Below are 14,836 nucleotides of genomic sequence, written 5' to 3' on the forward strand. Positions count from 1 at the left end.
CTTCCGCGGTCGGCGACAAAAGAAATACTACCTGGTCCGACGGGGTGCTCAGGACCACCCGGGTCGGGGGTGCGCTTCCGCCCCCGCGGGCGGGCGCGGCGGGGCCGTGGGGGCGGTCGGGGGCCCGGCGGGGGTTCCGCTCTGCGGGCGCCGGGGCGATCGACGGGACTGCCCGGCCGTACGGCCGGGCGGCCCGGGCCCTAGAGGGCGAGCGACACGAGCACCTTGGGCGCCTCGCGGTTCAGGGTGTCCGCGGCCCGGCGCAGCCGGTGGGCGTGCTCGACCGGGAGCGACAGGGCGAGGCAGCCGACCGAGGAACCCGCGGTGACCGGGACGGCCGCGCAGACCGTGCCGATCGCGTACTCCTGGAGGTCGAGCACCGGCACCGTGGGCGGGTGGGCGTCGAGCCGGGACAGCAGCAGCCGCTCGTCGGTGATGGTGCGCGAGGTGAGGCGGGCCGGCCGGTGACGGGAGAGATGGTCGCGGCGGGCGTCGGCGTCGAGCTGCCCGAGAAGGCTCTTGCCCACGGCGCTGGCGTGCGCCGAGGAACGGAAGTCGACCCATTCGTTGACCGCGGGCGTCGCCGGGCCCTCGGCGCACTGGGTGACCTCGACCTCACCGTCGACGTAGCGGCTGAGGTAGATCGCGGCGCCGACCGTGTCGCGCAGCCGGTCGATGGTCTGCTGGAGCTGCTCGCGCAGGGCGAGGTCGCGGCCCTGGGCCGAGTCCAGCCGGCCGAAGGCGGCCCCGGCGACGAACACGCCGTCGGCGAGCTGCTCGACGTACCCCTCCCGGCGCAGCATCCGCACCAGAGCGGTCAGGCGGTCCGGGCCGAGGCGCGTCCTGCGGGCGAGTTCGGCGTCGGTGATGCCGGTGGAGTGCCGGGCCACCGCCTCCAGGACACGCAGGGCGTCCTGGGCCGAGTGGTACGGCGCGGTCGGCTCGTTCTTCAGCGCCACGGTTTCCCCCTGCGCTTCCTGGGCCCTCGATCCGGACAGCTGAGCTTCTCCACGATAACTGTCAAACGGTGGACGAGGAGGGGGTGTTGGCCAGATTGTCCGTCCGCCGCGGTGCTCTCAGCAGCGGAGCGATTCCCTGGCATATGCCAGAGTCACAGCCCGCGGGGCATGCCCCGCGGGCCGGACCTCGTACCTTCCCGCCTTCACTCCTTGACGTCACAGGACCGCGCTGAGGAATTCCCGGGTCCTCTCGTGTTCCGGATCGCCGAAGATCCGCTCCGGCGGACCCGCCTCGATGACATGGCCAGAATCGAACATCAGCACCTGGTCCGAGATGTCCCGGGCGAAATTCATCTCATGGGTCACACAGAGCATGGTGATGTCGGTGGTGCGGGCGATGTCACGGAGGACGTCGAGGACTCCCGCGACCAGCTCGGGGTCGAGCGCGGACGTCACCTCGTCCAGCAGCAGCACCTGCGGCCGCATCGCGAGCGCCCGCGCGATCGCCACCCGCTGCTGCTGCCCGCCGGACAACTGGCTCGGATAGGCGTTGCACTTGTCCGCGAGGCCCACCAGATCGAGCAGCTCCCGGGCCCGCTGCTCGGCCTCGTCCCGGGACAGGCCGAGGACGGTGACCGGCGCCTCGGTGATGTTGCGCAGCACCTTCATGTTCGGGAACAGGTTGAACTGCTGGAAGACCATCCCGATCTTCTTGCGGACCTCACGGATCTGCTTCTCCTCCGCCGGGAAGAGCCGCTCCCCGGCCACCGTGATCGTCCCCTCGTCCGGCTTGGCCAGGGTCATCAGCAGCCGCAGGATGGTCGTCTTGCCGGAGCCCGAGGGGCCGATCAGCGTGACGTGCTTGCCGGGGTCGACCCGGAAGTCGAGCCCGTCCAGGACGGTGTTGTCCCCGAAGCGCTTGGTGACCTTCTCGAACCGGATCAGCTCCTGGGTCCGCACGTCGTGGATCTCGGGGGTCTGGTTGTCGGTGTCAACGGACAAGACGTCGCTCCAGGGCTCGCAGAAGGAGGGAAGCCGGACAGGAAATGAGGACGAAGGCCACGCCGATGACCGTGAGGGGCTCGGTGAACTGGAAGTGCTCCTGCGAGTACAGCCGCGCCTCGCCGAGCATCTCCAGGACCGTGATCGCCATCAGCATCGGGGTGTCCTTGAGCATCGATATGACGTAGTTGCCGAGCGCGGGCACCACCCGGCGGACCGCCTGCGGCAGGATCACCGCGGTCCAGGTCCGCCGCAGGGGCAGGTTGAGCGCCGTGGCCGCTTCCCACTGGCCGGCCGGCACGCCCTCGATGCCGGCCCGGTAGACCTGCATCGTGTACGTCGAGTAGTGCAGCCCGATCGCGACCACCCCGGTGGTCAGCGCGGAGAACGTGATGTTCCACTCGGGCAGCACGTAGAAGAGGAAGAACAACTGCACCAGCAGCGGGGTGTTGCGCACGAACTCCGTGACGGCCCCCACCGGCCAGCGCACCCAGCGGGTCGGCGCCCGCATCAGCAGCGCCCACACCAGCCCGAGGGCGAAGGAGATCAGCGAGCCGAGGGCCAGTGCCTTCAGCGTGACCAGCAGCCCGTCCAGGAAGAGCGGCATGAAGTCCCCGACCGCGCTCCAGTCCCACGTCATGCGGCACCTCCTCGGTCGGCCGTCGTGCACCCGGTCATGAGGCACCTCCGTTCGCCGCGCCCACTCCGCCGGCTCCGACGGGGCGCTTCTCCCGCGCGGGGGCACGGCGCTCGGGCGCCCTGCCGAGCCCGGCCTTCAGCCGCCGCTCCAGGACGCGCATCAGCCGGGTGATCGCGAAGGCGATCACGAAATAGATCACCAGGATGTACGCGTAGATCTCCGCGCTCTCCTGGAGCGCGAGCCGCACCAGGTTGCCGCTGAAGGCCAGATCACCCATGCCCATGATGGAGACCAGCGCCGTGCCCTTCAGCAGCTCGACCAGCAGGTTGCAGAACGGGGGGATCATCTCGGGCACCGCCTGCGGCAGCAGGATCAGCCGCATCCGCTGCCAGGGCGTGAAGCTGAGCGCGATGCCGCCCTCGCGCTGGGCCGGGTCGACGGCGTTCAGGGCGCCGCGCACGATCTCGCTCCCGTACGCCCCGTACGTCAGCCCCAGCGCCAGCGTGCCCGCCCACAGCGGCACGAGCTGCCAGCCGAAGGCGAGCGGCAGCACGAAGTACACCCAGAAGATCATGATCAGTGCGGAGGTCCCGCGGAACACCTCGGTGTAGAGGCCCGCGAGGAAACGGACGATCCACCGCCGTGAGGTGCGCGCGACGCCCACCGCGAAGGAGACGGCTCCCGCCACCAGCGAGCCGAGGAACAGCAGCTGGAGGGTGACCCACGTCCCCTTGAGTACGAGTTCCCACAGTCCCGGGGTCATCCGCGGCAGAGCTCCTTCGCGGTCATCTCGGTCATCTCGGCTCTGGTGAAGCCGAACGGCCGCAGGATGCGGAACAGTTCGCCGCTCTTCTTCATCTTCCGCAGCTCCACGTCGAAGGCGTCCCGCAGCCGTGTCTCGGCCGAACGGAACGCGAAGCCGCCGCCGTCGACGTGCGGCTTTCCCTTGACCAGGGGGGCGAACGGCTTGGTGCTCTCGGCCTTGCGCGACTTCTTGACCACCTCGCGGACGGTCAGCGCGGTACCCGCGAAGACGTCGACGCGCCCCGCCTCGACGGCGTTCAGCCCGGCGACCTGGTCGGGCACGACCAGGATGTCGCTCTCCCGGTACCCGGCCTCGACCGCGTACTGGATCTCGGCGTACCCGGTGCCGGTCGCGAACCTGGCCTTCTTCGCCACCACGTCCTTGTAGTCGTGCAGGCCCTTCGGATTGCCCTTGCGCACGATGAACGCGTCGAGCATCTGGTAGTCCGGGTCGGCGAAGATGACCTGCTCGCACCGCTCGGCGTTGATGTACATCCCGGCGGACACGACGTCGAACTGCTGCGAGTTGAGCCCCGGGATGAGCGAGCCGAACTCGGTGGGGACCGGCTGGACGCGGTCGACCCCCAGCCGCTTGAAGACCGCCTTCGCGAGCTCGGGCGCCTCCCCGGTCAGCTCGCCGTCCCGGTCGATGTAGCCGAACGGGATCTCACCCGCGATGCCCAGCCGCACGACCCCCTGCGCCCGCAGCCGGCCGAGGAGGTCACCGCCGTCCGTGGCGGCGGTGGTGGCCACCCGGCTGCAGCCCGCGGCGCCCAGAGCGCCGACCGCGCCGAGCGCCGGGACACCCGCGAGCAGCGCCCGCCGGCTCGGGCCGCGGGTCCGCGCACCGTTCCCGTCGTTTCCGTCATTGCGTAGTGGTGGAGCCATGGCGGCGCGGCTACCCGGGACCACACGATCCATTCCGGCCACCGCGCGCACGGTTCCTCCACGAGGCGCCCTTGACCCCGGCGGGACGATGGAACGCATGACCGAGCGCATGACCGACCGGTACCTCGACATCTCCCTGGTCAAGCGGGGAGTCCACTGCACGGCCAGACTGCTCGACGACCGGGCACCCCTCACCTGCGCGGCGGTGTGGGACGCCCTCCCCCTGGCCGGTGACGTGTATCACGCCAAGTACGCGCGCAACGAGATCTACGCCCTGTTCCCGCCCTTCGCGGCCGGCGAACCGCCGCTGGAGAACCCCACCGTCACGCCCGTCCCCGGCGACCTCTGCTACTTCTCCTTCGCCGGCACCGAGCTCGGCACCAAGGCGTACGGCTATGACACCGAGGTGCGCCCCGGCACCACGGTCGTCGACCTCGCGCTGTTCTACGAACGCAACAACCTGCTGATCAACGGTGACGTGGGCTGGGTGCCGGGCATCGTCTGGGGACAGATCGTCGAGGGCCTCGACACCATGGCCGAGGCCTGCAACGACCTGTGGCGCTCCGGCGCGCTGGGGGAGACCCTCAGCTTCCGCAGGTCCTAGGACCGGGCGGAACCCGGCGGTGGGGCGACCCCGGCCGCCCCCGCCTCGTACAGCGCGTGCGCGGTCCGCAGGACCAGGTCGTCACGGTGACGGGCGGCGACGATCTGCAGGCCGACGGGCAGCCCCGCGACGTCGGTGCCCACCGGGACCGACGCCGCCGGCTGCTGCGTCATGTTGAACGGGTACGTGAACGGGGTCCATCCCGTCCAGCGCCGGTGCCCGGAGCCCCTCGGGACCTCGAGGCCCGCCTCGAACGCGGTGATCGGCAGCGTCGGCGTCACCAGCACGTCGTACGACTCGTGGAAGAGACCCGTGCGGCGGCCCAGATCCATCCGGACGTCCACGGCGGCCAGATGGTCCAGGCCGCTGAGCCGCGCGCCCAGCCGGCAGATCTCCCGGAGCCCCGGGTCCAGCAGCTCCCGCCGGCGCGGTCCGAGCCGCTGGACCACCCGGGCCGCTCCGCCGAACCACAGGGTGTGGAACGCCTCCACCGGGTCCCGGACGTCGGGGTCGGCCTCCACGACGTGCGCGCCCAGGGCCGCCAGCCGCTCCACCGCACGCCGCACGGCCACCGCGACGTCCGGATGGACCGCGACCTGTCCGCCGAGCGACGGCGAGTAGGCGACCCGCAACCCCCGTACCCCGCCCGCCAGCGCGTCCACGAAGGAACCGGCGGGCGGGCCGAGCGCCGACCAGTCACGTGCGTCGGGCCCGCTGATCACGTCCATCATCAGCGCCGCGTCGGCCGCGTCGCGGGTCAGCGGACCCACGTGCGAGAGCGTCCCGAAGGGGCTCGCCGGATACAGCGGCACCCTCCCGTACGTCGGCTTCAGCGCGAAGATCCCGCAGAAGGCGGCCGGGATGCGCACACTGCCGCCGCCGTCCGTGCCCAGCGCCAGCGGCCCCGCGCCCAGGGCGACGGCCGCGGCGGCGCCGCCGCTGGAGCCGCCCGCCGTGCGCGAGACGTCGTAGGGGTTGCGGGTGACCCCCGACAGCGGTGAATCGGTGACGCCCTTCCAGCCGAACTCGGGTGTCGTCGTTTTGCCGAGGAAGACGGCGCCGTGCTCGCGCAGCCGGGCCACGGACGGCGCGTCCTCGTCCCAGCTCCCCTCGGGGGAAACGGTCTTCGAGCCCCGCAGGGTCGGGCCGCCGCGCAGCAGCAGGATGTCCTTGACGGAGACCGGGACGCCGTCGAGCAGCCCCGCAGGCTCGCCCCGCCGCCAGCGGTCCGCCGACCGGGCCGCCTGCGCGAGCGCCGCGTCCGCGTCGAGGCGGACGAACGCGTTCACGGCCGGTCCGCTTTCCACGGCCCGGTCGAGCGCCGCCCGCACCACGTCCACCGGACCGAACTCGCCCTTGCGATAGCCGTCGACGAGCTGGACCGCGGTCAGCTCGGTGAGTTCCGTCATCGGCGTGCCCCTCCAGAGGAAGTTCGGCGGTTCGGCGGTTCAGTGCCCGGGCACGTACCCGCGTTTCTTGTCCACCACGTTCGGCAGCGGCCGGCCCGCCTCCCAGCGCTCGTACATCTCCACGAACTGCGCGCCGAGTTCGTCCCGCCAGCCGACCGTGTCCCCGCTCATGTGCGGGGACACGATCAGCCCGGGCACCTCCCACAACGGGCTCTCCGGGCCGAGCGGTTCGTGCTGGAAGACATCGAGCGCCGCACCCGCGATCCACCGCTTCGACAGGGCCTCCGCGAGTGCGTCCTCGACGACGAGCGGCCCCCGTCCGACGTTGATGAAGCGGGCCGACGGCTGCATCATCCCGAAGCGCCGCGCGTCGAACATCCCGTACGTGGCCTCGGTGAGCGGCGCCGCCGAGATCACCCAGTCGGCGCGTGCCATCAGCCGGTCGAGCTCCCCGGGCCCGTGGATACCGGTCCGCGGGGTGCGCCCCACCAGTGCCGTCGTCACCTCGAGTGCCTTGAGCGACCTGACGATCGCCCGCCCGATCGGTCCGGACCCGACCACGCAGGCGCGGGTGCCCGCCACCCGCTGCGACTCCCGGTGCCGCCACTCCCGCCGCCCCTGCAGCTCCCAGGTCCGCGGCAGGTCCTTGGCCATCGCCAGCACCAGTGCGGTGACGTACTCGGCGATCGGCCGGTCGAAGATGCCCCGCGCGTTCGTCACCACCGTGTCGCAGGCGGCGAGTTCGGGACAGAGCAGATGGTCGACACCCGCGCTCGCCGTGTGCACCCAGCGCGGCCGCCGGCCCTCGCCCGGCCAGGCGTGCCGCACCGCGCGAGAGGTGAAGTCCCAGACCAGCAGCACGTCGGCGCGCGGCAGCCGCTCGGCGAGCGTGGACTCGTCGGCGTGCTCGATCCGCACCCGGCCGGTCAGCCGGCCGAGGCGGGGGAGCGGGTCGGCGTCCAGGACGAGCAGTGTGGCGCGGTCTCCGGACCCGGCGGCGGCCGGCCGCGCGGCCGCGGACCCGGGGCGGGGCGTTCGGCTGAAACCGTTTCGCAATGCGGGTCCGCTTTCCTGAGAGAACGACCCCCCGGGGACGGACCCGCGGGGACGGGCGTGCGGTACGGGTGCGCGGCCGAGCGGCGAGGCAGGGGGAGCGGGGCGGGGCCGGACCCGTCTGAGATGCGCGGATTGACCACGCTCGCACCCGAACCTACCTTCGTCAACACGGTCGCGCGCACGGTCCGTTGCCCGTCGGTACCTCCGCGTGTGCCGCGCGCCCCGCCCAGCCCCTCTCGCGCTCCTCCGCTCCTCCGCACCTCCGCTCCTCCCCTCGTCGTTCGTGTTCGCCTTCGTGAGGCCGGTGCTGCCATGGACGTCTCGCTGGACATCTCGTTCCTGGGCGGCCCCCGCCCGCAGCGTGGAGTGGGCGTCGTCGCCCCCTTCGACTTCGCCCTCGACCGGGAGCTGTGGCGCTGGGTCCCGGACGACGTCTCCCTGCACGTCACACGCACCCCGTTCGTACCGGTCGAGGTCAGCCTGGACCTGGCACGCCTGGTCTCCGAGCACGAGACGCTCGGCGACGCCGTCCGGGCGCTGAGCGCCGTCTCGCCCGAGGTCGTGGCGTACGCGTGCACCTCGGGCAGCTTCGTGGGCGGCGTCGCGGGCGAGCGGGCGATGTGCGAGGCCATGAGCCGGGCGGGCGAGGTGGCCGCGCTGACCACCTCCGGGGCGCTCCTGGAGGCCCTGGCCGAACTGGGCGCGTGCCGGATCGCCCTGGTCACCCCGTACACGGTCTCGGTCACCCAGGCCCTGGAGGAGTACCTCGCCGAGGCGGGCGCGGAGGTCACCGGGCGTGCCTTCATGGGCCTGACCAGGCATATTTGGAGGGTGCCCTACCGCGATGTGGTCGACATGGCCCACCGCGCCGTCCGGAGCGGCCCGGCGGACGCGCTCTTCATCAGCTGCACCAACCTGCCGACGTACGACGTGATCGCCCGGCTGGAGCCGGAACTGGGCATCCCGGTCATCTCGGCCAACCAGGTGACGATGTGGGCGGCGCTGCGTCATCTGGGTACCCGGGCAGTGGGCCCGCGCCAGCGGCTGGTCCGGGGACACCTTCCCCGCCCCTCGGGTTCGGGGGGACAGACCGCGCACCGGGCTCCTGTACTGCCGGAAGAACAGGAAGGCTGGACATGACCGCACTCGGATTCCTCTACCCGGGCCACTCGGCCGAGGACGACTACCCGCGTATGGAGCAGCTGCTCGGCAGCGACATCCGGCTGCCGCTGGTCCACACGGACATCGGCGAGGACGCGCACCGGGTGGACGCCCTGCGGGAGATGGGCGCCCTGGAGCGGCTCTCGCCGGGCGTCGAGGAACTGCGGCTGTCCGGGGCCGAGGCCGTGGTCTGGGCGTGCACCAGCGGCAGTTTCGTGTACGGATGGGACGGCGCCCACGAGCAGGTGCGCTCCCTGGCCCGTGCGGCGGGCCTGCCGGCCTCCTCGACCTCCTTCGGCTTCGCGCACGCCGTCCGCGAGATCAAGGCCCGGCGCGTCGCCGTCGCCGCGACCTACCCGGACGACGTGGCCGAGCTCTTCGCGGACTTCCTCCGGAAGGCCGGCGTGGAGGTGGTCTCGGTGCGGGCCTCCGGGATCGTGACGGGGGCGGAGGTCGGGACGTGGGGCGAGGCGGAGCTGTTCGCGCTGGCACGGGACGGGGACCATCCCGACGCGGACGCGGTGCTCCTGCCGGACACGGCTCTGCACACGGTCGCGCATCTGACGGCGCTGGAGAAGGAGCTGGGGAAGCCGGTGCTCACCGCGAACCAGGTCAGTGTGTGGGAGGCGCTTCGACTGGCCGACCGCCGCGTGAACGCGCCGGCTCTCGGTGCGCTGTTCGTCAGGGAACCCCTGGTGCAGTCCTGACCCGGGGTTCCCGTCCCTGGGGGCTGCCGCCCCCAGACCCCCGCGTCGGCCTGGACGGCCTCGTCCTCAGGCGCCGGACGGGCTGGGGGGTGGGCGTGTGTTTGCGGGGTGGGCGTCGGCCTGCGCGCTGTCTGGGGGCTGCCGCCCCAGACCCCCGCGTCGGCCTGGACGGCCTCGTCCTCAAGCGCCGGACGGGCTGATGGTGCCGGCCGGGGGCAGGTATTTCAGCCCGTCCGGCGTTTGAGGACGAGCCCTTCGGGCGATGCGGGGGTCCAGGGGGCGGCAGCCCCTTGGTGGGGGTCTGGGGGCGGAGCCCCCAGGGCGAGGACGGGTCGGGCAGGGGCGGCGGGGGCGAGGCGAAGGCGGTGGACGGGAATAAGCGGGGACTGTCTCCTGTTGTGCCCTGGACGACATCCGGACGTACGCAATACAGGAGGCCCCCGGTGGACGCGACGGACCAGCCCGACGAGATCCGAGGCACCGCACAGGGCACCGCCCCCGTACCCCTCTCCGTACTGGACCTGGTCACCGTGGGCGCCGGCCGCACCGCCACCGACGCCCTCCGCACCAGCGTCGCCATCTCCCGCCTCGCGGAGTCCCGCGGCTTCCACCGCTACTGGGTCGCCGAGCACCACTCGATGCCGGGTGTCGCCTCGTCCTCACCGGCGGTGATCCTCGCCCACCTGGCCGCCCACACCTCCCGCATCCGCCTCGGCTCCGGCGGCGTCATGCTGCCCAACCACGCCCCGCTGGTCATCGCGGAGCAGTTCGGGACGCTGGAGGCGATGGCCCCCGGCCGGGTGGACCTGGGCCTCGGCCGCGCCCCCGGCACGGACGGCGCCACCGCGGCGGCCCTGCGCCGCACCGACCACCTGGGCGAAGGCGCCGACGACTTCCCCCAGCAGCTCGCGGAACTGACCCGGTTCCTGGACGACGACTTCCCCGACGGCCACCCCTACGGACGTATCCACGCCGTGCCCGGCCCGGTCCAGGCCACCTCGCCCGGCGGAGTCCAGTCCCCGCACCGCCCCCCGATCTGGCTGCTCGGCTCCTCCGGCTTCAGCGCCCGGCTGGCCGGAGTCCTCGGCCTCCCCTTCGCCTTCGCCCACCACTTCTCGGCGCAGAACACGATCCCGGCCCTGGACCTGTACCGCGAGTCCTTCCGGCCGAGCGAGGTGCTGGACGCCCCGTACGCCCTGATCGGCGTCTCCGCCCTCGCCACGGACGACGAGAAGGAGGCCCGCCGCCAGGTGCTGGCCGCCGCGCTGAACATGGTGCGCCTGCGCACCGGCCGGCCCGGCCTGGTCCCGACCCCGGAGGAGGCGGAGGCGTACAGCTTCTCGCCGATGGAGCGGGAGTTCATCACCTCCTGGAACGCCAACGTCATCCACGGCACCGCCGACGAGGTCCGCGCGGGCCTCGACGACCTGCACAAGCGGACCGGCGCCGACGAGCTGATGATCACGGGCAACGCGCACAGCGGCGACGTGCGCCTGCGCTCGTACGAACTGCTCGCGGACGTCTACGGGCTGCCGACGGCGCGGCCCGGCCAGGACGCCCCGGCGGGCCCCGACGCTCAGGCCTGAGCGCAGGCCGCCGTCAGCAGCGCGGAGATGCGGTCCGGCGCCACCGGGCGGGAGTAGAGCCACCCCTGTCCGGTGTCGCAGCCGATGCCGCGCAGCCGGGAGGCCTGGGAGGCGGTCTCGACGCACTCGGCGGTCACCGTCAGACCCAGCCGGTGCGCGAGCTGGATGAGCGCCTCGACGATGACCTCGTCGGCGGCCCCGGGATGGGCGGTGCCGCCGTCGCGGTTGTCGTACCGGAAGCCGCGGACGAAGGAACCGTCCAGCTTCAGGACGGAGACGGGCAGCCGGCTGAGGTAGGCGAGGTTCGAGTAGCCGGTGCCGAAGTCGTCGATGGCGATCCGGACCCCCATGTCGCTGAGCGACTGCAGGGCCTGCAGCGGCCGGCCCGCCGACCCCATCACCGCCGACTCGGTCAGCTCCAGCTGGAGCAGCTGCGGGGCGAGCCCGGTCTCGGCGAGGATCTCCCCGACGTCGGCGACCAGGTCGGAGTCCCACACCTGCCGTACGGCGACATTGACGCTGACGAAGATCGGCGGGGCGTCCGGATGGTCCAGCTGCCAGCTCCGTGCCTGGCGGCAGGCGGTGGCCAGCACCCAGCGGCCGAGCTGCACGATCGAACCGTCCTCCTCGGCCAGTCCGATGAACCGGTTCGGCGTCAGCACGCCGAACTGCGGGTGGTTCCAGCGCACGAGCGCCTCGACCCCGCGCACGCCGCCGTCCTCCATGCCCACCAACGGCTGGTACTCCAGGGCGAATTCATCGCGCTCGACGGCCGAGCGGAGGGTGGAGGCGAGTGCCTGACGGGTCATGCGGTGGGCGTTGCGCTCCGGGTCGAAGAGCGTCCAGCGGCCCTTGCCGTCCGCCTTCGCCCAATACAGCGTCGTGTCCGCGGCCTGCATCAGACCGGTCGCGGTCGTCCCGGCGGCGCGGCGTTCGACGACCCCGATCGAGGCGGAGAGCGACAGCCGCCGGCCGGAGAGGTCGAACGGCGCCTGGAGCGCCGTCAGTACCGACTCGGCGAGGTCCGCGACCTGATCGGTGCCCGTGGAGTCCTCGACGAGCAGGGCGAACTCGTCGCCGCCCAGCCGGGCCACCAGGGGCGTGGCCGCCCGTCCGGATCCCGCCGTGTCCGCGCACCGGCTCAGCCGCTCGGCGACGGCCGCGAGCAGCCGGTCGCCCACCCGGTGGCCGAGCGTGTCGTTGACCGCCTTGAACCCGTCCAGGTCGAGATAGCAGAGCCCGATCCGGCCGGTGCCGCCCTCCTCGTACGTGTCCGCCTCCAGCGCGGACGTCAGCCGTTCGAAGAACAGGGTGCGGTTGGGCAGCCGGGTCACCGGGTCGTGCATCTGCAAGTGCCGCAGCCGCGCCTGGAGTTCGCGGCGAGGGCTGAGGTCGGTGACGGACAGCAGCACGGCCTGCTCGTCCGGGGGCAGCGGCGCGACCGTCACCTGCACCCAGAGCGAGTGCCCGTCGGGGTGTTTGAGCCGCCGGGTGCAGCGCAGCCGGGCCTGGCGGCCGTGCAGCACCTCCCGGTAGGCGTGCCAGGTGCGGGCGTCGGAGGCCAGGTCGACCAGGTCGGCGGCGATCCGCCCGGTGAGCGCGCCGGACCCGGTCCCGAGCAGCGCGTCCAGTGACCCGTTGGCGGTGACGACCAGGCCGTCCCGGCCCACGACCGCCATCGGCAGCGGCGCCGCCGCGAAGGCGGCGCGGAACGTGCGCACGGACGTGCCGGCAGGCGCGGCCGGGGCGGGGAGTTGTTCCGCCCGGGCGTGGGCGTGGGACTCCGCGGGGTCGGGTGACGCGGACCCGGTGGCCGGGTCGGGCGAGGCGGATTCCGCCGGGACGGGTGTGCCGGACGGGGAGACCGGTGGTGGGACGGAAGGGATGGAAGGGGCGGACGGGGCGGACGCGCCGGAGGGTGATCCGGTGGACGTACGAGGAGATGTGGTGCTGTGACGTTCTGTGACGGCCGGCCGGTCGAGGTCTGCCGCGGGCGCCGGCCCTTCGGACGTTCCGCTCACCGCTCGCTCCCGCAGTGCACTCGTTCTTCGTATGGGTCTCTCGGAGTGCTCGGCCGGTGCTGGACGGCCGAACAAGCCGTGTCCGTGCAGGAAAGTGTGCCGATCATAGAGGCTGGTCTCGGGGCCTTGCAGCCACTCTCCAGTGTCCCGGAACAACCACCCGTTCTGACAGATCGTTTCTGCCTGCATCTGGACCGGATCCTTCGTCCGGCGATCATATGTGACGTTCCGTGAGTGTCCGGGGTGTCGGCAGGGGTGTCGGTGGCGTGGGGTCTCTCACTCCTCCGGCGCAGACAAACAGGGCGAAGTAGTACGAAATGACCCAAGCTGGGTGCGGTGTCCTGAAATCCGCAGCCGGAGGTCGACGTGCCGCGTCAGCTCCCCTTGAGGGGACTCGCCCGTGGTGTCCTGCGGGGCCTCGCTCCCGAAGGGGCTCCCCGCTGGCGCAGTACCGCGGCCGCGTTCACCTCGCTGGCGGCGGTGGTCGCGACCTCCCTGGTGACGGGCCCGGCCCTCGCCGAACCCCTCTTCTCCCCCTGCGCCCTGAAGCGGACCGACGCCCACCACTCGGAGGGACTGGACGCCTGGAACGCCGCGTACCCGCGCCCCACCCGTCCGCTCGACGCGGTGCTCGTCTTCCTCTCCTTCCCCGACTCGCGCCCGCGCACCACGCCGGCCGAACTGACGGCCGATTACTTCCCGTCCACCAGCCGCTTCTTCGAGCGCGCCTCCTACGGCAGGTTCACGCTGCGGCCGCACGCCCGGCATGAGTGGATCCGGATGCCGCACGCCTCGACCTCGTACGCCGTGCGGCGGGACTGGAACGCCGCGCGGCGCGCCGCCTATCTGCGGGACGCGATCGCCGCGGCCGACCGGCAGGTCGACTTCTCGCACTTCGACATCGTCTACCTCGTCGCCGATCCGGACGCGCCGGGCGTGGACTCCGACGCGACGAAGGTCGTCAACCTCGACACCCCGCTGCGGGCCGACGGCAAGGACATCCGCCGGGTCGTCACGGTCTTCGAGAAGCACCCGCCGGACCGGCTCGTCCTCGCCCACGAGACGGGACACGTCTTCGACCTGCCCGACCTCTACCACCGCCCCTCCGACGGCAAGGGCGACTGGGACACCTACGTCGGCGACTGGGACCTCATGGGCAGTCAGTTCGGCCTCGCGCCGGACCTGTTCGGCTGGCACAAGTGGAAGCTCGGGTGGCTGGAGCCCCGGCAGGTGGTGTGCGTGGCGCCCCACGGGAGCACACGGCTGACCCTGGAGCCGCTCGGCGCCGGGCCCGCCCCGGCCGGTACGGGCGCGGCGGGAGCGCCGGCCGGCGGGGCGGCCCCGCAGACGGGCGCGTCCGGCACCTCCGGTGTCTCCGTCCCGCCGGAGACGGATGTCCCGCCGGCCGACCGGATTCCGAAGGCGGATTCGAGGGGTGCCGGGTCGGGCCCGCGGCCCGCGGGCTCCGCCGCCCGGCTCCCCGGCCCGGGTCGCGCCGCCCGGCTCCCCGGTCCGGGCCCCGGCGCCCGGCTCGCCGGTTCCGGTGTGCGGCCCGCCGGGTCCGCCGCGCCGCTGCCCGGTTCCGGTCTCGTGCCCGTGGGGTCGGCGGTACCGGCCTTCGGCTCCGGGCGCGGTACCAAACTGGCGGTCGTCCGTACGGGGCCCGACAGCGCGATCGCCTTCGAGGCGCGTGGTTCGGCGGGCAACGACGGTACGACCTGTACGCAGGGCATCCTCGTCTACCGCGTCCGCAGCGAGGCCTCGTCCGGCGACGGCCCGATCCAGGTCGTCGACGCGCACCCGCACGCCGAGTCCTGCTGGGGCGAGTCGGTGTACCCGCCGCTCGCGGACGCGCCGGTGGGGCTCGGCGAGAGCTTCACGGTCCCCGGCGAGCACGTACGCGTCAAGGTGGAGGACTGGACGGCCGCGGGGGCCTGGACGGTGAAGATCACGACGGGTTGAGGACCCCGCACATGGCGATGGCGAGGGCTGTTCGCGT

Annotated in this window: 13 protein-coding genes; 5 read left to right on the forward strand and 8 right to left on the reverse strand. The window is 72.6% G+C overall.

Annotation, left to right across the window (positions count from 1 at the left end):
• Nucleotides 1-200: 200 nt before the first annotated feature.
• The 5 genes from OG776_RS26140 to ehuB all read right to left on the reverse strand — a co-directional run bounded on the left by OG776_RS26140 (nt 201) and on the right by ehuB (nt 4,293).
• On the reverse strand, nt 201-959 hold the full coding sequence (locus tag OG776_RS26140) for an IclR family transcriptional regulator (RefSeq protein WP_148008565.1): 759 nt from the start codon (nt 957-959) through the stop codon (nt 201-203).
• Between the two features lie 216 nt (nt 960-1,175).
• Complete coding sequence (gene ehuA, locus OG776_RS26145) at nt 1,176-1,961, reverse strand: ectoine/hydroxyectoine ABC transporter ATP-binding protein EhuA (RefSeq protein ID WP_148008564.1); 786 nt, start codon at nt 1,959-1,961, stop codon at nt 1,176-1,178.
• Nucleotides 1,951-2,601, reverse strand: coding sequence for an ectoine/hydroxyectoine ABC transporter permease subunit EhuD (gene ehuD, locus OG776_RS26150; RefSeq protein ID WP_148008563.1), 651 nt, complete (start codon nt 2,599-2,601; stop codon nt 1,951-1,953). Before ehuD ends, ehuA begins: the two co-directional genes overlap by 11 nt.
• A gap of 34 nt (nt 2,602-2,635) precedes the next feature.
• Nucleotides 2,636-3,364 carry an ectoine/hydroxyectoine ABC transporter permease subunit EhuC gene (gene ehuC / locus OG776_RS26155; protein WP_148008562.1) on the reverse strand — a complete coding sequence of 243 codons (729 nt, stop codon included), beginning with the start codon at nt 3,362-3,364 and terminating at the stop codon, nt 2,636-2,638.
• A complete protein-coding gene (gene ehuB, locus OG776_RS26160; RefSeq protein WP_329322616.1) occupies nt 3,361-4,293 on the reverse strand; it encodes an ectoine/hydroxyectoine ABC transporter substrate-binding protein EhuB in 933 nt (310 codons plus the stop codon). Before ehuB ends, ehuC begins: the two co-directional genes overlap by 4 nt.
• 109 nt (nt 4,294-4,402) lie before the next feature.
• On the opposite strand from ehuB, the gene OG776_RS26165 reads away from it, so the two are divergent.
• Nucleotides 4,403-4,897, forward strand: a complete 495-nt coding sequence (locus OG776_RS26165) for a DUF3830 family protein (protein WP_148009403.1) — start codon at nt 4,403-4,405, stop codon at nt 4,895-4,897.
• Here OG776_RS26165 and OG776_RS26170 read toward each other — a convergent pair.
• A complete protein-coding gene (locus OG776_RS26170) occupies nt 4,894-6,306 on the reverse strand; it encodes an amidase (protein WP_148008561.1) in 1,413 nt (470 codons plus the stop codon). The two genes, OG776_RS26165 and OG776_RS26170, sit on opposite strands and share 4 nt — an antisense overlap.
• A gap of 39 nt (nt 6,307-6,345) precedes the next feature.
• On the reverse strand, nt 6,346-7,278 hold the full coding sequence (locus OG776_RS26175; RefSeq protein ID WP_329323767.1) for a D-2-hydroxyacid dehydrogenase: 933 nt from the start codon (nt 7,276-7,278) through the stop codon (nt 6,346-6,348).
• 207 nt (nt 7,279-7,485) lie between these two features.
• On the opposite strand from OG776_RS26175, the gene OG776_RS26180 reads away from it, so the two are divergent.
• From OG776_RS26180 to OG776_RS26190, 3 genes are all read left to right on the forward strand, one after another.
• Nucleotides 7,486-8,502, forward strand: a complete 1,017-nt coding sequence (locus OG776_RS26180; protein WP_443077287.1) for a maleate cis-trans isomerase family protein — start codon at nt 7,486-7,488, stop codon at nt 8,500-8,502.
• Complete coding sequence (locus OG776_RS26185) at nt 8,499-9,230, forward strand: maleate cis-trans isomerase family protein (RefSeq protein ID WP_148008558.1); 732 nt, start codon at nt 8,499-8,501, stop codon at nt 9,228-9,230. Before OG776_RS26180 ends, OG776_RS26185 begins: the two co-directional genes overlap by 4 nt.
• Nucleotides 9,231-9,673: 443 nt before the next feature.
• Nucleotides 9,674-10,816, forward strand: coding sequence for an LLM class flavin-dependent oxidoreductase (locus OG776_RS26190; protein ID WP_329322617.1), 1,143 nt, complete (start codon nt 9,674-9,676; stop codon nt 10,814-10,816).
• On the opposite strand, the gene OG776_RS26195 is transcribed toward OG776_RS26190, so the two are convergent.
• Nucleotides 10,807-12,837, reverse strand: a complete 2,031-nt coding sequence (locus tag OG776_RS26195; RefSeq protein ID WP_443077288.1) for a putative bifunctional diguanylate cyclase/phosphodiesterase — start codon at nt 12,835-12,837, stop codon at nt 10,807-10,809. The genes OG776_RS26190 and OG776_RS26195 overlap by 10 nt on opposite strands.
• Nucleotides 12,838-13,203: 366 nt before the next feature.
• Here OG776_RS26195 and OG776_RS26200 point away from each other — a divergent pair, with 366 nt between their 5' ends.
• A complete protein-coding gene (locus tag OG776_RS26200; protein WP_148008555.1) occupies nt 13,204-14,799 on the forward strand; it encodes a M6 family metalloprotease domain-containing protein in 1,596 nt (531 codons plus the stop codon).
• Nucleotides 14,800-14,836: the final 37 nt, after the last annotated feature.

The organism is Streptomyces sp. NBC_01689, from assembly GCF_036250675.1.
Lineage (GTDB): Bacteria > Actinomycetota > Actinomycetes > Streptomycetales > Streptomycetaceae > Streptomyces.